The following is a 20360-nucleotide window of genomic DNA, read 5'->3' as shown; positions in this document are numbered from 1 at the left end:
ATGCAGCCCTGGACTCCGGCGTTCGCCGGAGCACAGCGTCACTCGCCCAAGGCGCCTCCTACCCCGCCGCGACGACGCGCGCGGTCATGCTCGCGGGCGACAGGATCTCGATCCAATAGCCGTCCGGGTCGGTGACGAAGGCGATGTCGCGCATCTTGCCCTCGTTCGGGCGCTTGCGGAACGGCACGCCCAGTTCCTCGAACCGAGCACAGGCGGCCGCCACGTCGGGCACGGAGACGCCCAGATGGCCGAAGCCGCGCGGTTCGTCGTTGCCGCCGTGATAGCCGGCGAAGTCGGGGTCGCTCTCGGTCCCCCAATTGTGCGTCAGCTCCAGCGTGGTCTCACGCGTGAAGACGAAACGCGCGCGCTCCGCCGGGTCCGCCGGCACGCTCTCGTCTTCGCCAAGGAAGGCGAGGAAGTAGAGCGAGAAGCGCATGTCCTCGAAATCGAGCCGCTGCAGCAGCGTCATGCCCAGCACCTGCTGGTAGAAGGCCAGAGACGCCGCCGGGTCGCGCACCCGCAGCATCGTCTGGTTGAGCGAGAACCCCTCGGTTCCGGCAGGGCGGGGCATGAGCGAGTCTCCGTCAGGCGAGCGTGAGGCCGACGTCGACGTTGCCGCGGGTCGCGTTCGAATAGGGGCAGATCTGGTGTGCGGTCTCGACCAGCCGCTCCGCCACGGCGTGCTCGACCCCGGGCAGGTCGACGAGCAGGTCGGCGGTGATGCCGAACCCGCCCTCCGAACGCGGACCGATGCCAACGGTTGCGGTCACCTTGGTGTCGGCGGGCACTTTCACCTTGAGCTGCTGGCCGGCGACCTTGAGCGCGCCGATGAAGCACGCCGAGTAACCGGCCGCAAACAACTGCTCCGGGTTGGCGCCCTCGCCGCCGGCGCCGCCGAGCTCCTTCGGCGTCGAGAGCGCGACGGTGAGCTTTCCGTCCTCGGTACGTGCCTCGCCGTCACGCCCGCCGGTGGCGGTGGCGCGGGTGCTGTATTTGACGTCGACGGTCATGATGCAATCTCCTATCGCGGCAATCGTTAGCTCGATATCAATGTAGTATCCGAGCCAGGGAGGCTTGTCCAGCGATATTTGTATCGCGATAAGGAATGCGTTATGTGGCGGGAAAGGATGACGTGAATGTCCGTTCCGCTGCCGCTCGACCAACAGCTCTGCTTCTCGCTCTACGCCGCCAGCATGGCGGTCGGGCGCGCCTACAAGCCACTGCTCGACGAGCTCGGCATCACCTACCCGCAATATCTCGTGCTCCATGCGCTGTGGGAGCAGGATGGGCGCAGCGTCGGCGCGATCGCCGAGCGGCTCGCGCTTGAGTCGAGCACGATCACGCCGCTGGTGAAGCGGATGGAGGCGGCGGGTCTGGTCGAGCGTCGGCGCAACCCGGACGATGAGCGCCAGGTGCAGGTGTTCCTCACCGCGGCGGGGCACGCGATGCGCGCGCGCTGCGGCTGCCTGGCGGAGCGGCTGCTGGAGCGCTCGCGCCTGTCGATCGACCAGCTCGCCGCGCTCAACGGGCAGGTGCAGGCGCTACGCGATGCGCTGGTCGAGAGCAGCGGGGCTTAAGCGCGGTCGTCGTGCAACGCGGCGGCGATCCAGTCGCGCACCACCCGCACGCGCGCGAGCGTGGCGGCCTCGCCCTGCAACTCGCCGTGCGACGGCTTCGTCTCGCTAAGCGTCGAGGCGGCGGGGTCGCCCGTCGCGGGCGAGGCCGGGGACGTGGTGCCGCGGCGACCGCTGGGGCGCTCGCGCGCGAGCAGCTGCTGGACACCGCGGATGGTGTAGCCCTCACCGTTCAGCAGCGCGGCGATCCGCTCGATCAGGGCGACGTCGGCGGGGCGGTAGTAACGGCGGTTGCCGGCGCGGGTCACCGGGCGGAGCTGCGGGAAGCGTTCCTCCCAGTAGCGCAGCACGTGCGGGGCGACCCCGGTCGCCGCGGCGACCTCGCCGATCGTCCGGAAGGCGGCGGCGGATTTCTCGTCCGACGCCACGATCGTCAGCTGGCGCCCGCGATGCGGTCGCGCATCATCTGGCTGGCGCGGAAGGTCAGCACGCGGCGGGGCGCGATCGGCACTTCCACGCCGGTCTTGGGATTGCGCCCGATCCGCTCGCCCTTGTCGCGCAGCACGAAGGTGCCGAACCCCGAGATCTTGACGTTCTCGCCCTCCGCCAGGGCGCCGCACATCTTCTCGAGGATCTGCTCGACCATGCGCGCCGAATCCGCGCGCGAGAGACCGACGCGCCGGTGCAGCGCCTCCGCCAGATCAGCGCGCGTGAGCGTGCCCGCCTCCACCATGACCGCAACCCCCTTCGAAGTTAAATGACTGTCATTCCCGTTCGTTATAACGCAATCGTTATCTTGTCGATCGGTGACCGCCAGTCAGGGTCAGTAGCGCAGCACCGCGGCGCCCCAGGTGAAGCCGCCGCCCATCGCCTCGAGCACGACGATATGGCCCGGCCGGATGCGTCCGTCGCGCACCGCCTGATCGAGGGCGAGCGGCACCGAGGCGGCGGAGGTATTGGCGTGCTGGTCGACCGTCATCACCACCTTCTCGGCAGGCAGCGACAGCTTGCGCGCAGTGGCGTCGAGGATGCGGGCATTGGCCTGATGTGGGACGACCCAGTCGACCGACTCGGTCGGCAGCCCCGCCGCGACGAGTGCCTCCTCCATCACCGCGGCGAGGTTGACCACCGCGTGGCGGAACACCTCGCGGCCTTTCATGCGCAACTTGCCGACCGTGCCGGTGGTCGAGGGACCACCGTCGACGTAGAGCAACTCGTTGTGGCGACCATCGGCGTGGAGCCGCGTCGCCAAAATGCCCCGCGCCGCGGGATCGGCATTGTCGTCGGCCGAGTCGCGCGCCTCGAGCACGATCGCGCCCGCGCCGTCGCCGAACAGCACGCAGGTGGTGCGATCCTCCCAGTCGAGCAGCCGGCTGAAGGTCTCGGCGCCGATCACCAGCGCGCGGCGGTGCGCGCCGGCGCGGATCATGCTGTCCGCCACCTGCACGGCGTAGAGGAAGCCCGAGCAGACCGCGGCGACGTCGAACGCGACACAGTCGTTGATCCCCAGCATCGCCTGCACCTTGGTGGCGGTGGCGGGGAAGGTGTTGTCGGGCGTGGCGGTGGCCAGCACGATCAGGTCGATGTCCTGCGGCGTCACCCCCGCGGCGGCGATCGCGGCCACCGCGGCGTCGCGCGCCAGCGTCGCGGTGGTCTCGCCCTCGCCCGCGATATGGCGAAAGCGGATCCCGGTGCGCTCGACGATCCACTCGTCCGTCGTGTCGACCCGCTCGGCCAGCTCGGCGTTGGAGACGCGGCGCGCCGGGAGAGCGGACCCCGTCCCCGTCAGCACGGCCCGGATCATGCGGCGGCTTTCGCTTCGAAGTGGCGCAGGTCCTCGGCGATGCGGCGCGCCAGATCGGCCTTCACCATCTTGGCGGCATTGCCGATCGCGGTGGCGACGCCGCGCTCGTTGGCGCTGCCGTGGCTCTTGAGCACCAGCCCGTTGAGGCCGAGGAAGACCGCGCCATTGTGGTTGTTGGGATCGAGATGGTCGCGCAGCAGCTCGGTGGCCGGGCGCGAGATCAGGAAGCCCAGCTTCGAGCGGACCGAGCTGGTGAAGGCACGCTTCAGCAGGTCGCCGACGAAGCGCGCGGTGCCCTCGGCGGTCTTGAGCGCGATGTTGCCCGAGAAGCCGTCGCACACGATCACGTCATGCTCGCCGCGCGACAGCCGGTCGCCCTCGACGAAGCCGGTGAAGTTCATCGGCAGATGCCCCGCGACCCGCAGCATCTGCGCGGCGTCGCGGATCTCCTCGGTGCCCTTCTGGTCCTCGCTGCCGATGTTGAGCAGCGCCACCCGCGGCGACTCGAGATCGAGCGTGGTGCGCGCATAGGCGGCGCCCATCACCGCGAACTGGACGAGGTTGCGCGCGTCGCACTCGGTGTTGGCGCCGAGGTCGAGCACCACCACGTCATTGTCGCCCAGTGTCGGTAGCAACGCGGCGAGCGCTGGTCGGTCGATCCCGGGCATGGTGCGGAGCGACAGCTTGGCCATCGCCATCAGCGCGCCGGTATTGCCCGACGACACCGCCGCGCCGGCGCGTCCCTGCTTCACCAGATCGATCGCCACACCCATCGAGGTGGTGCGCGCGCGGCGGATCGCCTGGCTCGGCTTCTCGTCGCCCGCGATCACGTCGGGGGCGTGGACGATCTCGGAATGCTGCGAGAGGTTCGGGTGACCCTTGAGCCCCTCCGCGATCGCCGCCTCGTCGCCCACCAGCAGGAAGCTGACGTCGTCGAAGCGGCGGCGCGCGCGCGCCACCCCGGCCAGCATGACCGCCAACCCCTCGTCACCGCCCATCGCATCGACGGCGATCCGGGACCTGTCGGACATCACTGGACCCAACTCCTGATGCTCAACCGCGGGAGACCCGCGATCAGGCGTCGACCGCGATGACCTCGCGACCGTTGTAGTGACCGCACGCGGTGCACAGGTTGTGCGGGCGCTTCAGCTCGCCGCAGTTCGGGCATTCCTGGAACGCCTCGACCGACAGCGCGTCGTGCGCGCGGCGCATGCCGCGGCGGGAGGGGGAAGTCTTTCGCTTGGGGACGGCCATCGCGGCACCTTGATCTATCTAAGAGTTCGTAACAGCGACGAGCCGATGTCCGAGGCCGCGCGGCCGACGCATGAGCCGGCCGCGGCGGACAGCCGGGCATCGGCTCGTATCGCGAAGCCCCGCGCCTATAGCGATTTCCGCCACTGTTGCAAGTCGCCGTCACCTGTCTCTCCGCTGCGTCACCAACGAGCGAGCGGCGCAATTGATGCCGCCGGCAACGAAGCGCAAGTCCCCGCGCCTTCACGCGAATCACTCACGACCGAGGATCATTGCGCCAGCACCCGGTCGCTCACGAACATGTTGTGGCGGCGTTCGTGCGCGAAGGTGCTCGGCTGGCCGTGGCCGGGGATGAAGGCGGTGGCGTCGCCCAGCGGCCACAGTTTCGTGACGATCGACTCGATCAGCTGCGGGAAATTGCCCTGCGGCAGGTCGGTGCGCCCGATCGAGTTCTGGAACAGCACGTCGCCGACCTGCGCGAAGTGCGACGGCGCGTGGTGGAAGATGACGTGGCCGGCAGTGTGCCCCGGCGTGTGATAGACGTCGAGCACCAGCTCGCCGACGCGCACCGTGTCACCCTCGACGAGCCAGCGGCTCGGCTCGAACACGGTGCCCTCGACGCCCCATTGCCGGCCGTCTTCGTCGAGCCGCGCCAGCCAGAAGCGATCGTCCTCGTGCGGCCCCTCGATCGCGACGCCGAGCGAGTCGGCGAGCGGCTTGGCCGCGCCGGCATGGTCGATATGGCCGTGGGTGAGCAGGATCTTCTCTACCGTCACGCCGGCACGCGCGATCGCGGCGGTGATCTTGGGCAGGTCGCCGCCGGGATCGACCACCGCGGCGCGCATCGTCGCGGTGCACCAGATCAGGGTGCAATTCTGCTGAAGCGGGGTGACCGGGATGATCGCCGCGCGCAGCGGGGTGTCGCTCATTGCTCGCTCCTGAGATCGCTTCTGGCGCGGTCCGGAGCGCCGCGCGCGCCCCGCATAGCCGCGGCGCCCGCGCTTGTCACAGCCATCGGCGCGCGCATCCGGAGCCGAATTGTCGCTCTTCCCGCGACTTCGCAGCGACGAGTCGCGGCGAGCCGACTTGCCGGCGCGGCGGCGCGCGGGCATCACCGTGCGATGGTGCTCGAACCGCCCTTCGTGCTGCTCGACGACGCGCGACCGGGTGCGGGTCCGGCGCGGCTTTACACGAACCCGCGCCGCGTGCTGCGCACCGACACGCTCTCGGAAGTGCCGGCGGTGCTGCGCGAGGCGGCGGGGTCTGACGCCGCGGGCTTCCTCTCTTATGCCGCCGGCGCGGCCTTCGAGCCGAGCGCGGGCGGCGTCGCGCGCGCGGACGGCGCACCGCCGCTCGCCTGGTTCGGGCTGTTCGACGGCTGGCAGACGGTAAACGACGTCGCCGCGCTGCTGCCCGAGGCGGCGGCGAGCTGGGTGGGCGCGCCCGAGCCCGAGCCGACGCGCGACGACTACGACGCCATGTTCGCCCAAGCGCAGGCGCTGATCGCGGCGGGCGACCTCTACCAGCTCAACCTCACCTTCCGCGCGCGCGTGCCCGTGCTGGGCGACCCGCTCGCACTCTATGCACGGCTGCGCCCGCACGCGCGCGCCGGCTGGGGCGCGATCGTCGCCACAGGGGAGCACTGGCTGCTGTCCTTCTCGCCGGAGCTGTTCGTCGCGCTCGACGGCGACCGGCTCACCTGCCGCCCGATGAAGGGGACGGCACGGCGCGAGAGCGAGCCAGCGGCGGACCGCGCCGCGGCCGAGCGGCTCGCCGCGGACCCCAAGCAGCGCGCCGAGAATCTCATGATCGTCGACCTGATGCGCAACGATCTCGCGCGAGTCGCTTCCCCGGGCAGCGTCGCCGTCCCCGCGCTGTTCGCGGTGGAACATTATCCCAGCGTCCACCAGCTCACCTCGACGGTCACCGCCGCGCTGGCACCGGGGTGCGACGCCGCCGACGTGCTCGCCGCGCTGTTCCCGTGCGGCTCGATCACCGGGGCGCCGAAGGTGCGCGCGATGCAGGCGATCGCGGCGATCGAGCGCGGCAGCGCGCGCGACGTCTACACCGGCGCGATCGGGCGGATCGACGCGGGCGGCGACGCGCAGTTCAGCGTCGCGATCCGCACGCTGACGCTCGCCGCGGGCGCTGACGCGGCGCTGCTCGGCGTCGGCGGCGGGATCGTCGCCGACTCGCGCGCCGACGAGGAGTGGGACGAGGCGCTCGCCAAGGCCGCCTTCGTCGCGCGCGCGGTGACCACGCCCGACCTGATCGAGACGATCGCCTTCGACCCGCTCGAGGGACTGCTGCTGGTCGACCGCCATCTCGCGCGGATGAAGGCGAGCGCGGCGGCGCTCGGTTTCGGCTTCGACCGCCACGCCGCGCGCAACGAGCTGCAGGCGGCGACCTTCCGGTTGCGCGAGCGCGCGCGCGTGCGGCTGTTGCTGGCGCCCTCGGGTGCGATCGCGATCGAGGTGACCCCGCCGCCCATGCCGCGGCTCGCCCCGCTGCGCGTCGCGCTGGCGCCGCTGCCGGTGACGCCGCAGGACTGGCGGCTGCGCCACAAGACCAGCGACCGCGGCTTCTACGATCGCGCGCGCCGCGCCGCGGGCGCGGACGAGGTGGTGTTCATCGCGCCCGACGGATGCCTCACCGAGGGCAGCTTCACGACCGTCTTCGTCGAACGCGGCGAGACGCTGGTGACCCCGCGCACGGGCCCGCTGCTTCCCGGCGTGCTGCGCGCCGAGCTGATCGCGCAGGGCCGCGCGATCGAGCGTGATCTCACCCCGGACGACCTAGCCGGCGGGTTCCTGCTTGGCAATGCGCTGCGCGGGCTGATGCCGGCCACGCTCGCGGTTGCACAATGAGGACGCCCGTCGCATAGGCACGCGCGCTTCCTCAACGAAGGCGCCCGCCATGCACACCTCCGCCGCGCTCGACCGCATCAATCCCTCGCCGACGCTGGCGATCACCAGCCGCGTGCTGGAGCTGAAGCGTGCCGGGGTCGACGTGATCGGACTGGGCGCGGGCGAGCCCGACTTCGACACGCCCGATTTCGTCAAGGAGGCCGCGATCGCGGCCATCCGCGCGGGCAAGACCAAATACACCAACGTCGACGGCACGCCCGAGCTCAAGGAAGCGATCGTCGCCAAGTTCAAGCGCGACAACGCGCTCGACTACACGCCCGCGCAGATCAGTGTGAACGTCGGCGGCAAGCACACGCTGTTCAACGCGCTGGTGGCGACGCTCGACGCCGGCGACGAGGTGATCGTACCCGCGCCTTACTGGGTGAGCTATCCCGACGTGGTGCAGTTCGCCGGCGCCACCCCGGTGATCGTCGCCGCGGGCGCCGATGTCGGCTACAAGCTGACGCCCGCGATGCTGGAGGCGGCGATCACGCCGCGCACCAAATGGGTGATCCTCAACTCGCCGTCGAACCCGACTGGGGCCGCCTACACCGTCGACGAGCTGCGGGAGCTGGGCGCGGTGTTCGAGCGCCACCCGCACGTCTGGATCTTCGCGGACGACATGTACGAGCATATCGTCTATGACGACTTCCGCTTCGCCACGATCGCCGAGGTCTGCCCGTCGCTGTACGAGCGCACGCTGACGGTGAACGGCTGCTCCAAGGCCTATGCGATGACCGGCTGGCGGATCGGCTTCGCGGGCGGCGCGCCGTGGCTGATCAAGGCGATGAGCAAGCTCCAGTCGCAGTCGACCAGCAACCCCTGCTCGATCGCCCAAGCCGCCGCGGTGGCGGCGCTGACCGGCGATCAGTCGTTCCTCAAGGAGCGCGCCGCCGCCTTCCAGAAGCGCCGCGATCTCGTCGTCGGCATGCTCAACCATGCGGACGGCATCACCTGCCCCACGCCCGAGGGCGCCTTCTACGTCTACCCCGACGTGAGCGGCGTGATCGGCAAGGCGACGCCGGCGGGGCGGAAGATCGAGACCGACAGCGACTTCGTCGGCTATCTGCTCGACGACGCCAAGGTCGCCGCGGTGCAGGGTGTCGCCTTCGGCGTCTCGCCGGCGATGCGGATCAGCTACGCCACCTCCGAGGCGCTGCTGACCGAGGCGTGCCACCGTATCCAGCAAGCCTGCGCCGCGCTGCGCTGAGCGGCGTAACGGTTACGAACGGAAACGATTCTGTTCGAACGTTGACATATCGGCGCGGAAAAGCCGCGCCTATATGGGCGCCAGATGAACGCCTCGATCGGAGTCCGTTCATCGCCCGATCCGTATCCCTCCAGCCCTAAGGCGCGTGTCGCGCCAGCCGAACCGGAGCGGCCGTGCGAGCGGCCGGAGAGAAGAGAGTAACGCCATGAACCGCTTCATCAAGTCCAGCTTCGCGCGCCAGTTCGCCGGCGGCTTCCTGATCGGCGCGGCGGCGATGCTCGGGATTCACGCCAGCCAGGCCGAGACGCCCGCCAACCCCTACGCCGCGACCCACGTCGCGCGCTGATCGCCGGCGTGTCGCTTGCGACGCGCGCGGGCGAGGAAAGGCGCTGATCCATGTTGCCGGCGCGCCGCGCGCTCCCCATCTTCCGCGGCATGACCAAGCCCCTTTCCTACCGCCTCGCCGCGCTCGCGCTCGGCGCCCTCTCGCTGACCGGCTGCGGCGCGGCGGCGGCGGAACGAGCGGTGCCGATCCCCGCCGCCGCGCGCGACGTCGCGCCGACGCCGGGCTTGCAGACCGCCGTGCTCGCGGGCGGCTGCTTCTGGGGCATGGAAGCGGTGTTCCAGCAGGTCCGCGGTGTGCGCGACGTCACTGCCGGCTATGCGGGCGGCACCGCCGCGACCGCCAACTACCGGGACGTCAGCAGTGAGACGACGCGTCACGCCGAGGCGATCCGCGTCCGCTACGATCCGCGCGTGGTGAGCTACGCGACGCTGCTGCGCGTCTTTTTCTCGGTGGCGCACGATCCGACTCAGGTGAACCGCCAGACCCCCGACGTCGGCACCAGCTACCGCTCGGCGATCTTCGCGCAGACGCCCGAGCAGCGCGGGGTGGCCAACGCCTATATCGCGCAGCTCGGCGCCGCGCACGCGTTCCAGCGCCCGATCGCGACCAAGGTGGAGAGCGGCGCCTTCTACCCGGCCGAGGCGGAGCACCAGGACTTCTTCCAGCGCAACCCGTACCACCCCTATATCGTGCGCTGGGACAAGCCCAAGGTGGCCGCCTTCCGCGCCGGCTTCCCGCGCCTGGCGAGCTGAGCGCGCGCTACAGGCGCGTCCCCACCGCGGCGCAGGCCAGGAACATCAGCAGCCCCGCGAAGCGATTGCTGCGGAAGCGCGCGAGCGCGCCGGCGCCGTCGTCGGGCACCAGCGTTGCCGCCTGCCAGCCGAGATGGAGCGCCATCGGCGCCAGCGCGGCGAGCACCAGAAGGTCGGCGCGGACCTGCCAGAAGGCCGCTGCCCACAGCACCAGCGCGAGCGCGTAGCAGAGCGCGACGCCGGCGCGGACGTGCCGCCCCATCGCCAGCGCGGATGAGCCGATCCCGATCAGCGCGTCGTCCTCGCGGTCCTGCAGCGCGTAGATTGTGTCATAGCCCACCACCCAGCAGATCGCGCCGGCGTAGAGCAGCAGGCCGGGCATGGTGAGCGCGCCCCACACCTCGCTCCAGCCGACCAGCGCCGCCCAGGAGAAGACCAGCCCGAGCCACACCTGCGGCCACCAGGTGATCCGCTTCATGAAGGGATAGGCCGCGACCGGCGCCAGCGCGGCGAGCGACACGATCGCGGCGTAGAGATGCAGCTGGAGCAGCACCACCAGCCCGATCAGGCACAGCGCCACCAGCCACGCCCAGGCGGTGCCGAGCGACACCTGCCCGCTGGCGAGCGGGCGGTGGCGCGTGCGCGCGACGCTGGCGTCCAGCTCGCGGTCGACGATATCGTTGTAGACGCAGCCGGCGCCGCGCATCGCCACGCTGCCGAGCAGCAGCCACAGCAGCAGCGGCCAGCGCTCCACCGCACCACCGGCGAGCGCGACCGCCCAGGCGCCCGGCCAGAACAGCAGCCACCAGCCGATCGGTCGATCGAGCCGCGCGAGCAGCGCGAGCGCGCGCGGGAGCGGCGGGAGCGCGGCGACGAGGCCGCGGTGCTGGCTGTCGGGGACGATCTCGGTCACGCGCGTCGCTCTAGCGCGTCCCGCCCCGCGACCAAAGCCGCGGTTGCGGTGCGACGGCGCCGCCGTCATGGTCACGGGTGAACCGTCCCCGCGGGAGAGGATATCCATGGTAGCTCGCCCGGCATGACGTTGCTCGCCATCGCGCTCGTCATCGTGCTGCTGATCCTGCTGGTGGCGCTCGCCAAGGCGCCGCCGCTGGTCGCGTTCGTTGTCGCCGCGCTGCTGGGGGGCGTGCTGCTCGGCGTGCCGCTCGAGACCATCCCCAAGGCGATCGAGAAGGGCATCGGCGACACGATCGGCCCGCTGGTCGTGATCGTGGTGCTCGGCGCGATGGCGGGCAAGCTGATCGCTGACAGCGGCGCGGCGCGGCGCATCGCCGACGCGCTGATCGCCTTGTTCGGCCCGCGGCGGCTGCCGCTGGCGATGGCGGCGACCGGCTTCCTGGTCGGCATCCCGCTCTTCTACAATGTCGGCTTCGTGCTGATGGTGCCGCTGATCTTCTCGATCACGGCGCGGGCCAAGCTGCCGCCGGTGCATGTCGGCATGCCGCTGCTCGCGGGCCTGTCGATCGCGCACGGCTTCCTGCCGCCGCACCCCTCCCCCACCGCGCTGGTGACGCAGCTCCATGCCGACCTAGGCCAGACGCTGATCTACGGCCTGATCGTCGGCGTGCCGACGCTGCTGATCGCGGGGCCGCTGTTCGCGATGACGCTGAAGAACATCCAGTCGCCGCCCTCGGCACTGTTCGGCAGCGACGACTCGGTCGAGCGCCGGCTGCCCGGCACCGCGGTGAGCTTCCTGTGCGCGCTGCTGCCGGTCGGTCTGATCGCGGGCACCACCGCGCTCGGCTATCTCGCGCTGTCGCCCGACCTCGCCGCGGCGGTGCGCTTCGTCGGCAACCCGACCGTGGTGCTGCTGGTGGCGATCGCGATCGCGATGGTCGCGCTGGGCGCGGGCAGCGGCCTGCCACTGCCGCGCATGATGGAGAGCTTCGCCGGCGCGACGCGCGACATCGCGCCCATCCTGCTCATCATCGCCGGCGCGGGCGCGCTCAAGCAGGTGCTGGTGGAGAGCGGCGCCGACCGCGTGCTCGCCGCCGAGCTGGCGACGCTGCCGATCCCGCCACTGGTGCTGGGCTGGCTGCTCGCCTGCGTGATCCGGATCGCGCTCGGCTCGGCGACCGTGGCGGGGCTCACCGCGGGCGGGCTGGTCGCGCCCCTGCTCGCCACCAGCGGCGCCAACCCGAACCTGATGGTGCTCGCGATCGGCGCCGGCAGCCTGATGTGCAGCCACGTGAATGACTCGGGCTTCTGGATGTTCAAGGAGTATTTCGGGCTGAGCCTGCGCGACACGTTCCGCTCCTGGTCGCTGATGGAGACGCTGGTCGGCACGTTCGGGCTGGTGTTCGTGCTGCTGCTCGACGCGGTGGTGTAACCGAGCGAGCGGACGGTTCGTCGCGGCGCTCCGGCGCGTGCTCAGGCGACGTTTATTACGCGCTGTCACGGTATCGTCGTCACACCGTTGCAACGGTGGCCAGCACCGCGCGGCTATAATGTTTTCCGCGAGCGGTGGCGGAGGCGGGCATGACGGGACGGATCACACGCTGGACACGATCGCTGGCGCCGCTCGCGCTCCTGCTCGCCGCGCCGCTCGACGCCGCCCCGCGCGGCGCGGTGCGACCGCACGAGCTCCGCGTCGAGCGGGTGGTCGCGCTGGTGCGCCACGGCGTGCGCGCGCCGATCCCGGGTGAGGTGCCCGAGGGCACGCGCACCGACGCGCCGTGGCCGCGCTGGCCGGTGGCCCCCGAGCGGCTCACCCCACACGGCGCGCGCGCACTGCGGAACGAGGGCGCGCTGGCGCGCCGCTGGCTCGACTCGCTCGGGCTCACCGCGCGCGGGCGCTGCCCTGACCCCGGCCAGCTGAGCGTCTGGACGAACACCGCCGAGCGGACCATCGCGAGCGGCGCCGCGCTGGTGGAGGGGCTCGTGCCCGGCTGCGTCGTGCCGGTCGGCCATCGCGGCCCGGGTGAGGTCGACCCCTTGTTCGAACCGCTGCGCGCGGGGGCGGCGCCGTTCGACCCGCGCGCCGCGATCGAGTCGATCCAGGCCTATACCGGCGGGGTCGAGCAGATGGCAGATCGCTTCCGGCCGCAGCGCGCCGAGCTCGACCGCGCGCTCGGCTGCGGCGATCCGGCCGGCTGTAGACCCGATCCGCCGGCGACGCTGCGCCCGAGCGCCGACGGGCGCGCGATCGAGTTGAGCGGCCCGATCCGCGACGTCTCGGGCACCGCGCAGGTGCTGCTGCTGCAATATGCCGAGGGGCTGACCGCGCGCACGCCCTGGGCGCGGGTCGACGCCGCGGCGCTGCGCCGGCTCGGCGCGCTCCACGCCGCGCTGTTCGACGTCTTCTCGCGACCGCCCTACATGGCGGCGCGCCAGGCGGGGCCGCTCGCGCGCCGCATCGAGGAGCGGCTCACCGCGCGCGACGGCCCCGCGATCGAGCTGCTGGTCGGGCATGACACCAACGTCACCGCGCTCGCTGCGGTGCTGGGGGTGACGCTGACCGCGCCGGGCTATGCCGCCGGCGACGTCGCCCCCGGTGGCGCGCTGGTGTTGGAGCTCCTGCGCGGCCGCGCCGGGGCGCGCTTCGTCCGCGCGACCTATCGCACCCAGTCGCCGACGCAGCTGCGTCGCCTCGCGCGCGGCGGCACCGTGACCCGGCTCGCGATCCCCAGTTGCGCGGGCGGCCCGGAGCGAAGCTGCCCGCTCGGCGACGTCGTTCGGCTGCTGCGCGCGCGCACCGCGGGCTGAGCGCGGCTTGCGCCCCCGCGGCGGCTCGCCGACAAGGTGGCATGATCCGCTCACTCCTCGCCCTGATCGGGCTCGCCGCCTCGCCCGCGCTCGCCCAGCAGCAGGGCCAGCGCCCGCCGATCACTGCCGCGGCGCCGCAGCCCGCAGCCGCACGCATCTGGCCGACCCGCGAGGCGGACGCCGAGCTGCGCGACGTGACCTTCGCCGCGGGCGGGACGATGGCGCGGGTCCGGCTCCATTACACGACGTTGGGCACGCCACATCGCGACTCGCGCGGCGAGATCGACAATGCCGTGATGGTGCTCCACGGCACCGGGGGCACCGGCAAGCAGTTCCTCCAGCCGCAGTTCGCCGACGCGCTCTACGGCCCCGGCCAGCCGCTCGACATCACGCGCTACTACGTCATCCTGCCCGACAATATCGGGCACGGCGGCTCGTCCAAGCCGTCCGACGGTATGGGCCCCGCGTTCCCGCGCTACGATTACGACGACATGGTCGCGCTCCAGCACCGTCTGGTGACCGAGACGCTCGGGATCAAGCGGCTGCGGCTGCTGATGGGCACGTCGATGGGGTGCATGCACGCGCTGCAGTGGGGCGAGCGCTGGCCCGATGCCGCGCGCGCGCTGATGCCGCTCGGTTGTGAGGCAGTACAGATCGCCGGGCTCAACCGGATGTGGCGCCAGCTCGCGATCGAGTCGATCACCGCCGACCCGGCCTATGCCGGCGGTCGCTATCAGGCGCAGCCGCTCGCCGGGCTGCGCGGCGCGGCCGCGCTGCTGTTCGTCGCAGGCGGCGCGCCGATCTACCTTCAGGACGCCTATCCGACGCGCGACGCCGCGGCCGATTACGCGCGCCAGCGCGTCGCCGCCTCGCTCAAGGGGCTCGACGCCAACGACCTGATTTGGGCGCTCGACTCGTCGCGCAGCTACGATCCGTGGCCGCGGCTGGAGGCGATCACCGCGCCGCTGACCTGGATCAACTCGGCGGACGATTTCATCAACCCGCGCGCGCTCGACTATCCCGACCGGGCGGTGAAGCGGATGCGCGATGCCCGCTTTCGGCTGATCCCCGAGAGCGTGGCGACGCGCGGCCACGGCAGCCACACCTGGGCGCGGCTGTGGAAGGACGACCTCGTCGCGCTGCTCGCGCGCTCGGCCCCGCGCTGATCGCGCGGCCGGCTTGCGCGCGTGCGCCGCGCGACCTAGCGCCGAGCGCATGCGTCCCCTGCTCCCGCTCGTCGCGCTCGCCGCGCTGCTCTCCCCCCCCGCCGCGGCGCAGCGCGCCGATCGCGCCACGCCCGGCTGGGTGCGGGTCCGGCTCGACACCGCGGACGGCCCGATCGTGCTCGCGCTCGACGCGCGCCACGCGCCGGTGACCACCGCCAATTTCATGCGCTACGTCGACGACGGGCGGTTCGACGGCGTCAGCTTCTACCGCACCGCACGCAACAAGCGCGACCCACGCTACGGCTTCGTCCAGTCGGGTATCCGCACCGACGCGCGCCGCTTCCTCGACACGATCCCGCACGAATCGACCAAGCAGACCGGGATCAAGCATCTCGACATGACGATCTCGATGGCGCGACTCGGCCCACCCGGCGCGGCGAACGGCAATTGGTTCATCACCGTCGGCGCGATCCCCTCGATGGACTGGACACCGACCAACCCGGGCTATGCCGCTTTCGGTCGAGTGGTGGCGGGGCAGGCGACGGTGAAGCGCATCCTGGCCGAGCCCACCGGGGGCGGGATGAAGGGCACGCTGATGCTCCAGCCGGTCCGCGTCAACAAGGCGACGCGGCTCGACGGCACCGCCAAGCCGACCGGCCGCCCGCGCCCCTGGCTGATCGAGCGCCGCCGCGACGGCTGAACTCCTGGCGCTCTCGGCTCGTTAGGGGGGCAGCGAAGGAGAGTGACATGAGCGAACAGCCGAACAAGCCGGGCGGCGATTTCCGCCAGGACGGCAAGGTCCGCGACGCGGGCGACGAGCAGGCGGTCAAGAACCAGGGCGGCACCACGCCCGAGGCCTATCCGAAGAAGGACGGCGGCCGCGCCACCGGCGAGGACAGCGCAGTCGGCGCCGGCCGTGGACCGAGCGACGGCCAATAGCCTCTCACCCGCGTGGCAGCGCCTCGACATAGGCGCGCACCGCGTCGGCGATCGGCACCGGCCGGCCGGTCGGCAGGTGGACGTTGACGCTCACCATCGTGATCACGCTGCACAGCGCGCCGGTGGCCGGGTTGGTCAGCTCGAAGCGCAGTGTCATGCTGGTGGTGCCGAGCTTCTCGACTCGCACATGCGCCTCGACCTCGTCGCCCCAGGTGAAGGGCGCGAGATAGTCGAGCTCGGCGCGGCGGATGTGAAACTCGCTGTCCTCCCACACCGGCCCGAGCGCCTCGGCGATGCCGCTGGCGCGCCAGAATTCGGTCGCGGCGACGTCGGCATATTCGAGGTAGCGCGAGTTGAAGACGACGCGCTGACCGTCGATTTCGGCGTAGCGCACGCGGAAGCGGGTGGAGAAGGCGAAGCCGGGACGGGTCATAGGCCGCGCGCTGTGAGGGCGCGGAGGCGTCGGGTCAACCGCGGCGGGCCGCGTGCCTTATAGCTCGATCACGCGGTCGGGCAGCTCGTTGACGTCGGTCGCGCTCTTGGGCAGCTGCTCGGCCAGGATCGCGCCGATCGCCCCCACCGCCGCGACCATGCCCTCGCCCGCCTGCCCTGCCCGCACCGAATCGACCAGCGCCGCCATCGCCGCGCCCCAGCGTTCGGGCGGCACCGCGGCGTGGACCGCGCGGTCGGCGACGATCTCGGCGGCGCGCTCGTCGGCCGAGAGGTAGAGCAGCACCGCCTCGCGCCCGGCGGTGCGGCGCTCGGCGGCGAGGCGGAAATAGAGCAGCGCGCGCCGCCGCACGCGGCGCCGCCTGGTCGCGCGCGGGGTGAGCGCCAGCCGTAGCGGCATCCAGGCGAGCAGCAGTCGCGCGACGAGGAAGGTGGCGGCCTGTGCCACGAGCAGCAGCGCCAGTGCGGTCGCGCGCGACTCGCCCCAGCCATTCCCGGGCGTAAGCGACGCCGGCCACAGCGCTGCCACCGCGGGCGCCGCCAGCATGGCGAGCAGCGCATAATGGAGCGCGACGTCGTGATAGGCATCGGACCGCTCGCTCACCACGGTGACGATCTCGCCGTCGGTGGCGCGCTCGGCCGCGGTGACGGCCTCGGTCACCGTGGCGCGCTCCGCAGGTCTGAGCACCAGCCGCGCCATCACCAGCTACCGCTCGCGCCGCCGCCGCCGAACGAGCCGCCGCCGCCGGAGAAACCCCCGCCGGAGAAGCCGCCCCCCGACGCGCCGCCGCCCCAGCCCGATCCGCCGCCGCCCCAGATCACCACCGGCGCGAACCCGCCGCGATAGCGCTTCCCCCCGGCGGAGCGGCGCAGCAGCGGCAGCAGCACGAAGACGAGCACCACCGCGATCCAGAAGGCAGCGACCATCCAGTCGCCGCCGTTCTCGGCGCGCGCCGGCTTGGCGCTGGCCTGCGCCGCGCGGCGCTCCGCGGCCTCGAGCGGTAGCTTGAGTTGCTCGGCGAGTTGCTGCGCGCCGGCGACGATCCCGCCCGCCATGTCGCCGTCGCGGAAGCGCGGCAGGATGGTCTGGTTGACGACGATGCTGGCATAAGCGTCGGTGACGATCGGCTCGAGCCCATAGCCGACCTCGATCCGCACCTTGCGCTCATTCGGCGCCACCAGCAGGATCACACCGTTGTTGGCGCCTTTCTGGCCGATGCCCCAGGCGCGGCCGAGCCGATAGCCATAGTCCTCGATCGTATAGCCCTGGAGGTTCGGCACGGTGGCGACGACGAGCTGGCGCGACGAGGCCTGCTCGACCGCGGCGGAGAGCTGGTCGAGCTGGCGCATCTGGTCGGCGTCGAGCAGCTTGGCAGCGTCGACGACGCGGCCGGTCAGCGGCGGGAACTGCTGCGCGGCCGCACTCGCCGCCACCGCCAGCCACAGCAGCGCCACCAGCAACGCGCACCAGCGCCGCATCGAGTCGCGCCCGAGCACGCCCGCGATCATCGTCGCGGCTCAGCTGCCGAAGTTGACGGTTGGGGCCTGCTCGGCGCCGGGGCTCGTCGCCTGGAACGGGACCAGCGGCTTGGCGCCGTAGAAGATCTTGGCGCCGACCGCGTCGGGGAAGGTGCGGATCCGCGTGTTATAGTCCTGCACCGCCTGGTTGTAATCGCGCCGCGCGACGGTGATGCGGTTCTCGGTCCCCTCCAGCTGCGACTGGAGCGAGAGAAAGTTCTGGTTCGACTTGAGGTCGGGATAGGCCTCCTGTAGTCGCTGCAGCGACAGCGTCACCGCGTTCTGCGCGGCGGCGTAGCGCTGTACCGCGGCCGGGTCGCTGAGCTGGTCGCCGCTCACCTGCACGCGATTGGCCGAGGCGCGCGCCTCGGTGACTCGGGTCAGCACGTCCGACTCCTGCTTGGCATAGCCCTTCACCGTCGCGACGAGGTTGGGGATCAGGTCGGCGCGGCGCTGATATTCGTTCTGCACGTCGGCCCAGCGCGCCTTGGCGTTCTCCTCGGCGGTGGGGACGCTGTTCACCCCGCAGGCGGCGAGCGGCAGGGCCATCACGAGCGCGGCGGCGCGGCGGTGCATCATCTCGTAATCCCCTCGTTTCCCGCGAACTATACGCCGGCGCCAACGCGGGCGTAGCGGTAAAAGTTACCAGGGGAGTAACGATCTTCTCGCGGCCGTCAGCCGCCGACGGGCGCGAGCGCGGGGGGTGGCGCCTGCCAGCGCGCGCGCTCCTCGAGCAGGCGCGTCACCGCCGCCATGTTCGCGCTGCCCCACTCGCACAGCGGCGCCAGCGCGGCGGCGAGGCCGTGGCCGAGCGGGGTCAGCGTGTAATCCACGCGCGGCGGCACTTCGTGATAGTCGCGCCGGATGACGATGCCGTCCGCCTCCAGTTCCTTAAGCTGCTGGATCAGCACCTTGTCGCTGACGCCGCGGACCGCGCGCTTGAGCGCGCCGTAGCGATTCGGCCCCTGCATGAGAAAGTAGATGATCAGTGGCTTCCACTTGCCCGCGATGACGCGGAGCGTGGCGTCGAGCCCGCAGCTGAAGCCGGGCGCGGGAAGATCGGTAGTGTTCGTCATATTTCGGGTACTTACCAAAAGGTGCATACTTGTCACCAGGTAGGCACGTGATCAGCTCTGCGCCAGTTCAAAAGAACGGAGCAGACGACCATGAAGAAACTGGATGGCAAGACCGCGGTGGTGACCGGCGGCGGGACCGGCATCGGCTTCGCCACTGCCAAGCGCTTCGTCGACGAGGGTGCGTTCGTCTATGTCACCGGGCGCCGACGAGAGCCGCTCGACCGCGCGGTGGAGGCGCTTGGCGCCAGTGCGCGCGCAGTGCAGGGATCGGTGTCGGACCTCGCCGACCTCGCGCGGCTGTTCGATCAAGTGAGGGCCGAGCGCGGCACGCTCGACATATTGTTCGCCAACGCCGGCCACGGCGACCTCGTCCCGCTCGGCGAGATCACCGAGGAGCAATATCAGCGCACCTTCGACATCAACGTGAAGGGCGTGCTGTTCACGGTGCAGGCGGCGCTGCCGCTGATGCGCGCGGGCGGCTCGATCATCCTCACCGGCTCGACGACCGGTTCGATGGGCACGCCCGCGTTCAGCGTCTACAGCGCGACCAAGGCGGCGGTGCGCAACTTCGCGCGCAGCTGGGCGCAGGACCTGCGCGGCACCGGCATCCGCGTCAACGTGCTCTCGCCCGGGCCGACGCTGACCGAACTGGCGCAGGAGGTGGTCGGCCGCGACGCGATGGTGGAGCTGGGCGCGGGCACGCCGATCGGTCGCGTCGGCCAGCCCGACGAGATCGCCGCGGTAGCGACCTTCCTCGCCTCGTCCGACAGCAGCTTTATGACCGGCAGCGAGGTCTTCGCCGACGGCGGCCTGGCGCAGATCTGAGCACACCGCGGCGACTCACTGGACCGCGCCGCCGAACAGCGGCAACCTCCGGGGATGGAACCCGATCCCCGCCAAGGCACGCCGATGGTCGAGCGCGCGCGCAGCGTCGCCGCGGGCTTCGCCGACGTCGGCCTCACCCAGGCCGAGGAGCTGCTGCGCCGCGTCTCGCCCGAGGGGCGCGCGCAGGCGCGGCGCGAACGCGAGGCGCGCGCGCGGCGTCACCGCCGGCTGCTCGTGCGGGTCGTGCTCGCCGCCGCGGCGTCGCTGCTGGTGTGGGCGCTGCTCGCGATCGCGGTGGCGCCCGCGGTGGCGCTCGCGGTCGCCGCGGCGCTGATGCTGCTGCTGACGACGCTGGTGCTGATCCGCGCGGCACCGCGCGCGCCGGGGCGCGAGGCGCTCGCCGGCGCGGCGTTGCCCGACCTCGCCGCCGAGGCGGCGCTGTGGCTCGCCGCGCAGCGCCGCGGGCTGCCGCCGCCCGCGCTGCGGCTGAGCGAGACGATGGCGCAGCGGCTCGAGACGCTCGCGCCGCGGCTCGCCCAGCTCGACCCGCGCAGCCCGGCGGCGGCGCAGGTCCGCGCGCTGATCGCGGTCGAGCTGCCCGATCTGGTGGACGGCTGGCGCGCGGTGCCGATCTCGCTGCGCGGCAGCGCGCGCGACGGAGCGCCCGCGCCGGACCTGCTGCTCGAGAACGGGCTGCGTCTGCTCGACGGCGAGCTCGCGCGCGTCGACTCGCAGCTCGGCCGCGGCGCGCTCGACGGGATCGCGGTGCAGGGCCGCTACCTCGAACTCAAATACGACGCCGACGGCGAGCTGCGCTGAC

The 20360-nt window shown here is 71.7% G+C and carries 26 protein-coding genes; 12 read left to right on the top strand and 14 right to left on the bottom strand.

The window, feature by feature from the left end:
• Positions 1-58: 58 nt before the first annotated feature.
• Both gloA and FHY03_RS11130 read right to left on the bottom strand, forming a co-directional pair.
• The gene (gloA, locus tag FHY03_RS11135) at positions 59-571 is read right to left on the bottom strand and encodes a lactoylglutathione lyase (RefSeq protein WP_183922276.1); all 513 of its coding nucleotides are present in this window, start codon (positions 569-571) and stop codon (positions 59-61) included.
• A gap of 13 nt (positions 572-584) precedes the next feature.
• Positions 585-1010, bottom strand: a complete 426-nt coding sequence (locus FHY03_RS11130; RefSeq protein WP_183922278.1) for an organic hydroperoxide resistance protein — start codon at positions 1008-1010, stop codon at positions 585-587.
• 126 nt (positions 1011-1136) lie between these two features.
• Here FHY03_RS11130 and FHY03_RS11125 point away from each other — a divergent pair, with 126 nt between their 5' ends.
• Positions 1137-1577, top strand: a complete 441-nt coding sequence (locus FHY03_RS11125) for a MarR family winged helix-turn-helix transcriptional regulator (protein WP_183930786.1) — start codon at positions 1137-1139, stop codon at positions 1575-1577.
• On the opposite strand, the gene FHY03_RS11120 is transcribed toward FHY03_RS11125, so the two are convergent.
• The 6 genes from FHY03_RS11120 to FHY03_RS11095 form a co-directional block, all read right to left on the bottom strand.
• Complete coding sequence (locus FHY03_RS11120) at positions 1574-2005, bottom strand: MerR family transcriptional regulator (RefSeq protein WP_183931337.1); 432 nt, start codon at positions 2003-2005, stop codon at positions 1574-1576. The genes FHY03_RS11125 and FHY03_RS11120 overlap by 4 nt on opposite strands.
• Positions 2006-2007: 2 nt before the next feature.
• Positions 2008-2355, bottom strand: a complete 348-nt coding sequence (locus FHY03_RS11115) for an integration host factor subunit alpha (protein ID WP_311721630.1) — start codon at positions 2353-2355, stop codon at positions 2008-2010.
• 42 nt (positions 2356-2397) lie between these two features.
• Positions 2398-3378: a beta-ketoacyl-ACP synthase III gene (locus FHY03_RS11110; RefSeq protein WP_183922284.1), complete on the bottom strand. Its 981-nt coding sequence runs from the start codon at positions 3376-3378 to the stop codon at positions 2398-2400.
• On the bottom strand, positions 3375-4409 hold the full coding sequence (gene plsX, locus FHY03_RS11105) for a phosphate acyltransferase PlsX (RefSeq protein ID WP_183922286.1): 1035 nt from the start codon (positions 4407-4409) through the stop codon (positions 3375-3377). Before plsX ends, FHY03_RS11110 begins: the two co-directional genes overlap by 4 nt.
• Before the next feature lie 43 nt (positions 4410-4452).
• Positions 4453-4632: a 50S ribosomal protein L32 gene (gene rpmF / locus FHY03_RS11100; RefSeq protein WP_028967316.1), complete on the bottom strand. Its 180-nt coding sequence runs from the start codon at positions 4630-4632 to the stop codon at positions 4453-4455.
• A 266-nt stretch (positions 4633-4898) separates the two neighbouring features.
• The gene (locus FHY03_RS11095) at positions 4899-5558 is read right to left on the bottom strand and encodes an MBL fold metallo-hydrolase (RefSeq protein ID WP_311721371.1); all 660 of its coding nucleotides are present in this window, start codon (positions 5556-5558) and stop codon (positions 4899-4901) included.
• 192 nt (positions 5559-5750) lie between these two features.
• Between FHY03_RS11095 and pabB the strand changes: the two genes are divergently transcribed.
• The 4 genes from pabB (at position 5751) to msrA (ending at position 9843) form a co-directional block, all read left to right on the top strand.
• Complete coding sequence (pabB, locus tag FHY03_RS11090; protein WP_183930784.1) at positions 5751-7496, top strand: aminodeoxychorismate synthase component I; 1746 nt, start codon at positions 5751-5753, stop codon at positions 7494-7496.
• Between the two features lie 49 nt (positions 7497-7545).
• Entirely contained in the window at positions 7546-8745 is a 1200-nt protein-coding gene (locus FHY03_RS11085) for a pyridoxal phosphate-dependent aminotransferase (protein ID WP_183930782.1), read from the top strand.
• Between the two features lie 205 nt (positions 8746-8950).
• Positions 8951-9091, top strand: a complete 141-nt coding sequence (locus tag FHY03_RS11080) for a hypothetical protein (RefSeq protein ID WP_183930781.1) — start codon at positions 8951-8953, stop codon at positions 9089-9091.
• Positions 9092-9180: 89 nt separating this feature from the next.
• Positions 9181-9843, top strand: coding sequence for a peptide-methionine (S)-S-oxide reductase MsrA (gene msrA, locus FHY03_RS11075; protein WP_183930779.1), 663 nt, complete (start codon positions 9181-9183; stop codon positions 9841-9843).
• 7 nt (positions 9844-9850) lie between these two features.
• On the opposite strand, the gene ubiA is transcribed toward msrA, so the two are convergent.
• Complete coding sequence (gene ubiA, locus FHY03_RS11070; RefSeq protein ID WP_311721370.1) at positions 9851-10756, bottom strand: 4-hydroxybenzoate octaprenyltransferase; 906 nt, start codon at positions 10754-10756, stop codon at positions 9851-9853.
• A gap of 123 nt (positions 10757-10879) precedes the next feature.
• Between ubiA and FHY03_RS11065 the strand changes: the two genes are divergently transcribed.
• The 5 genes from FHY03_RS11065 to FHY03_RS11045 all read left to right on the top strand — a co-directional run bounded on the left by FHY03_RS11065 (position 10880) and on the right by FHY03_RS11045 (position 15671).
• Positions 10880-12190 (top strand): gluconate:H+ symporter, encoded by a 1311-nt coding sequence (locus FHY03_RS11065; protein ID WP_183930777.1) that lies wholly within the window; start codon positions 10880-10882, stop codon positions 12188-12190.
• A 149-nt stretch (positions 12191-12339) separates the two neighbouring features.
• Positions 12340-13566 carry a histidine-type phosphatase gene (locus FHY03_RS11060; protein WP_183930775.1) on the top strand — a complete coding sequence of 409 codons (1227 nt, stop codon included), beginning with the start codon at positions 12340-12342 and terminating at the stop codon, positions 13564-13566.
• Positions 13567-13607: 41 nt separating this feature from the next.
• Positions 13608-14732, top strand: coding sequence for an alpha/beta fold hydrolase (locus FHY03_RS11055; RefSeq protein ID WP_183930773.1), 1125 nt, complete (start codon positions 13608-13610; stop codon positions 14730-14732).
• Between the two features lie 49 nt (positions 14733-14781).
• Positions 14782-15432, top strand: a complete 651-nt coding sequence (locus tag FHY03_RS11050; RefSeq protein WP_183922302.1) for a peptidylprolyl isomerase — start codon at positions 14782-14784, stop codon at positions 15430-15432.
• 47 nt (positions 15433-15479) lie between these two features.
• The gene (locus tag FHY03_RS11045; protein WP_183922304.1) at positions 15480-15671 is read left to right on the top strand and encodes a hypothetical protein; all 192 of its coding nucleotides are present in this window, start codon (positions 15480-15482) and stop codon (positions 15669-15671) included.
• A 4-nt stretch (positions 15672-15675) separates the two neighbouring features.
• Here the strand turns inward: FHY03_RS11045 and FHY03_RS11040 are convergent, their stop codons facing one another.
• The 5 genes from FHY03_RS11040 to FHY03_RS11020 all read right to left on the bottom strand — a co-directional run bounded on the left by FHY03_RS11040 (position 15676) and on the right by FHY03_RS11020 (position 18715).
• A complete protein-coding gene (locus FHY03_RS11040) occupies positions 15676-16104 on the bottom strand; it encodes a thioesterase family protein (RefSeq protein WP_183922306.1) in 429 nt (142 codons plus the stop codon).
• Positions 16105-16161: 57 nt separating this feature from the next.
• Entirely contained in the window at positions 16162-16821 is a 660-nt protein-coding gene (locus FHY03_RS11035; protein WP_183930771.1) for a TPM domain-containing protein, read from the bottom strand.
• Positions 16821-17630, bottom strand: coding sequence for a YgcG family protein (locus FHY03_RS11030; RefSeq protein ID WP_260158880.1), 810 nt, complete (start codon positions 17628-17630; stop codon positions 16821-16823). Before FHY03_RS11030 ends, FHY03_RS11035 begins: the two co-directional genes overlap by 1 nt.
• A gap of 9 nt (positions 17631-17639) precedes the next feature.
• Positions 17640-18218: a LemA family protein gene (locus FHY03_RS11025; protein ID WP_183922309.1), complete on the bottom strand. Its 579-nt coding sequence runs from the start codon at positions 18216-18218 to the stop codon at positions 17640-17642.
• 95 nt (positions 18219-18313) lie between these two features.
• Positions 18314-18715, bottom strand: coding sequence for a helix-turn-helix domain-containing protein (locus tag FHY03_RS11020; RefSeq protein ID WP_183922311.1), 402 nt, complete (start codon positions 18713-18715; stop codon positions 18314-18316).
• Positions 18716-18805: 90 nt separating this feature from the next.
• Between FHY03_RS11020 and FHY03_RS11015 the strand changes: the two genes are divergently transcribed.
• The gene (locus FHY03_RS11015) at positions 18806-19540 is read left to right on the top strand and encodes an SDR family NAD(P)-dependent oxidoreductase (RefSeq protein WP_183922313.1); all 735 of its coding nucleotides are present in this window, start codon (positions 18806-18808) and stop codon (positions 19538-19540) included.
• A 54-nt stretch (positions 19541-19594) separates the two neighbouring features.
• Positions 19595-20359, top strand: coding sequence for a hypothetical protein (locus FHY03_RS11010; RefSeq protein ID WP_183922315.1), 765 nt, complete (start codon positions 19595-19597; stop codon positions 20357-20359).
• The last annotated feature ends 1 nt before the right edge of the window (position 20360 follow it).

It is taken from the genome of Sphingomonas sp. BK345 (genome assembly GCF_014193845.1).
Taxonomy (GTDB): domain Bacteria; phylum Pseudomonadota; class Alphaproteobacteria; order Sphingomonadales; family Sphingomonadaceae; genus Sphingomonas.
This window is presented reverse-complemented; position numbering and strand designations above follow the sequence as displayed.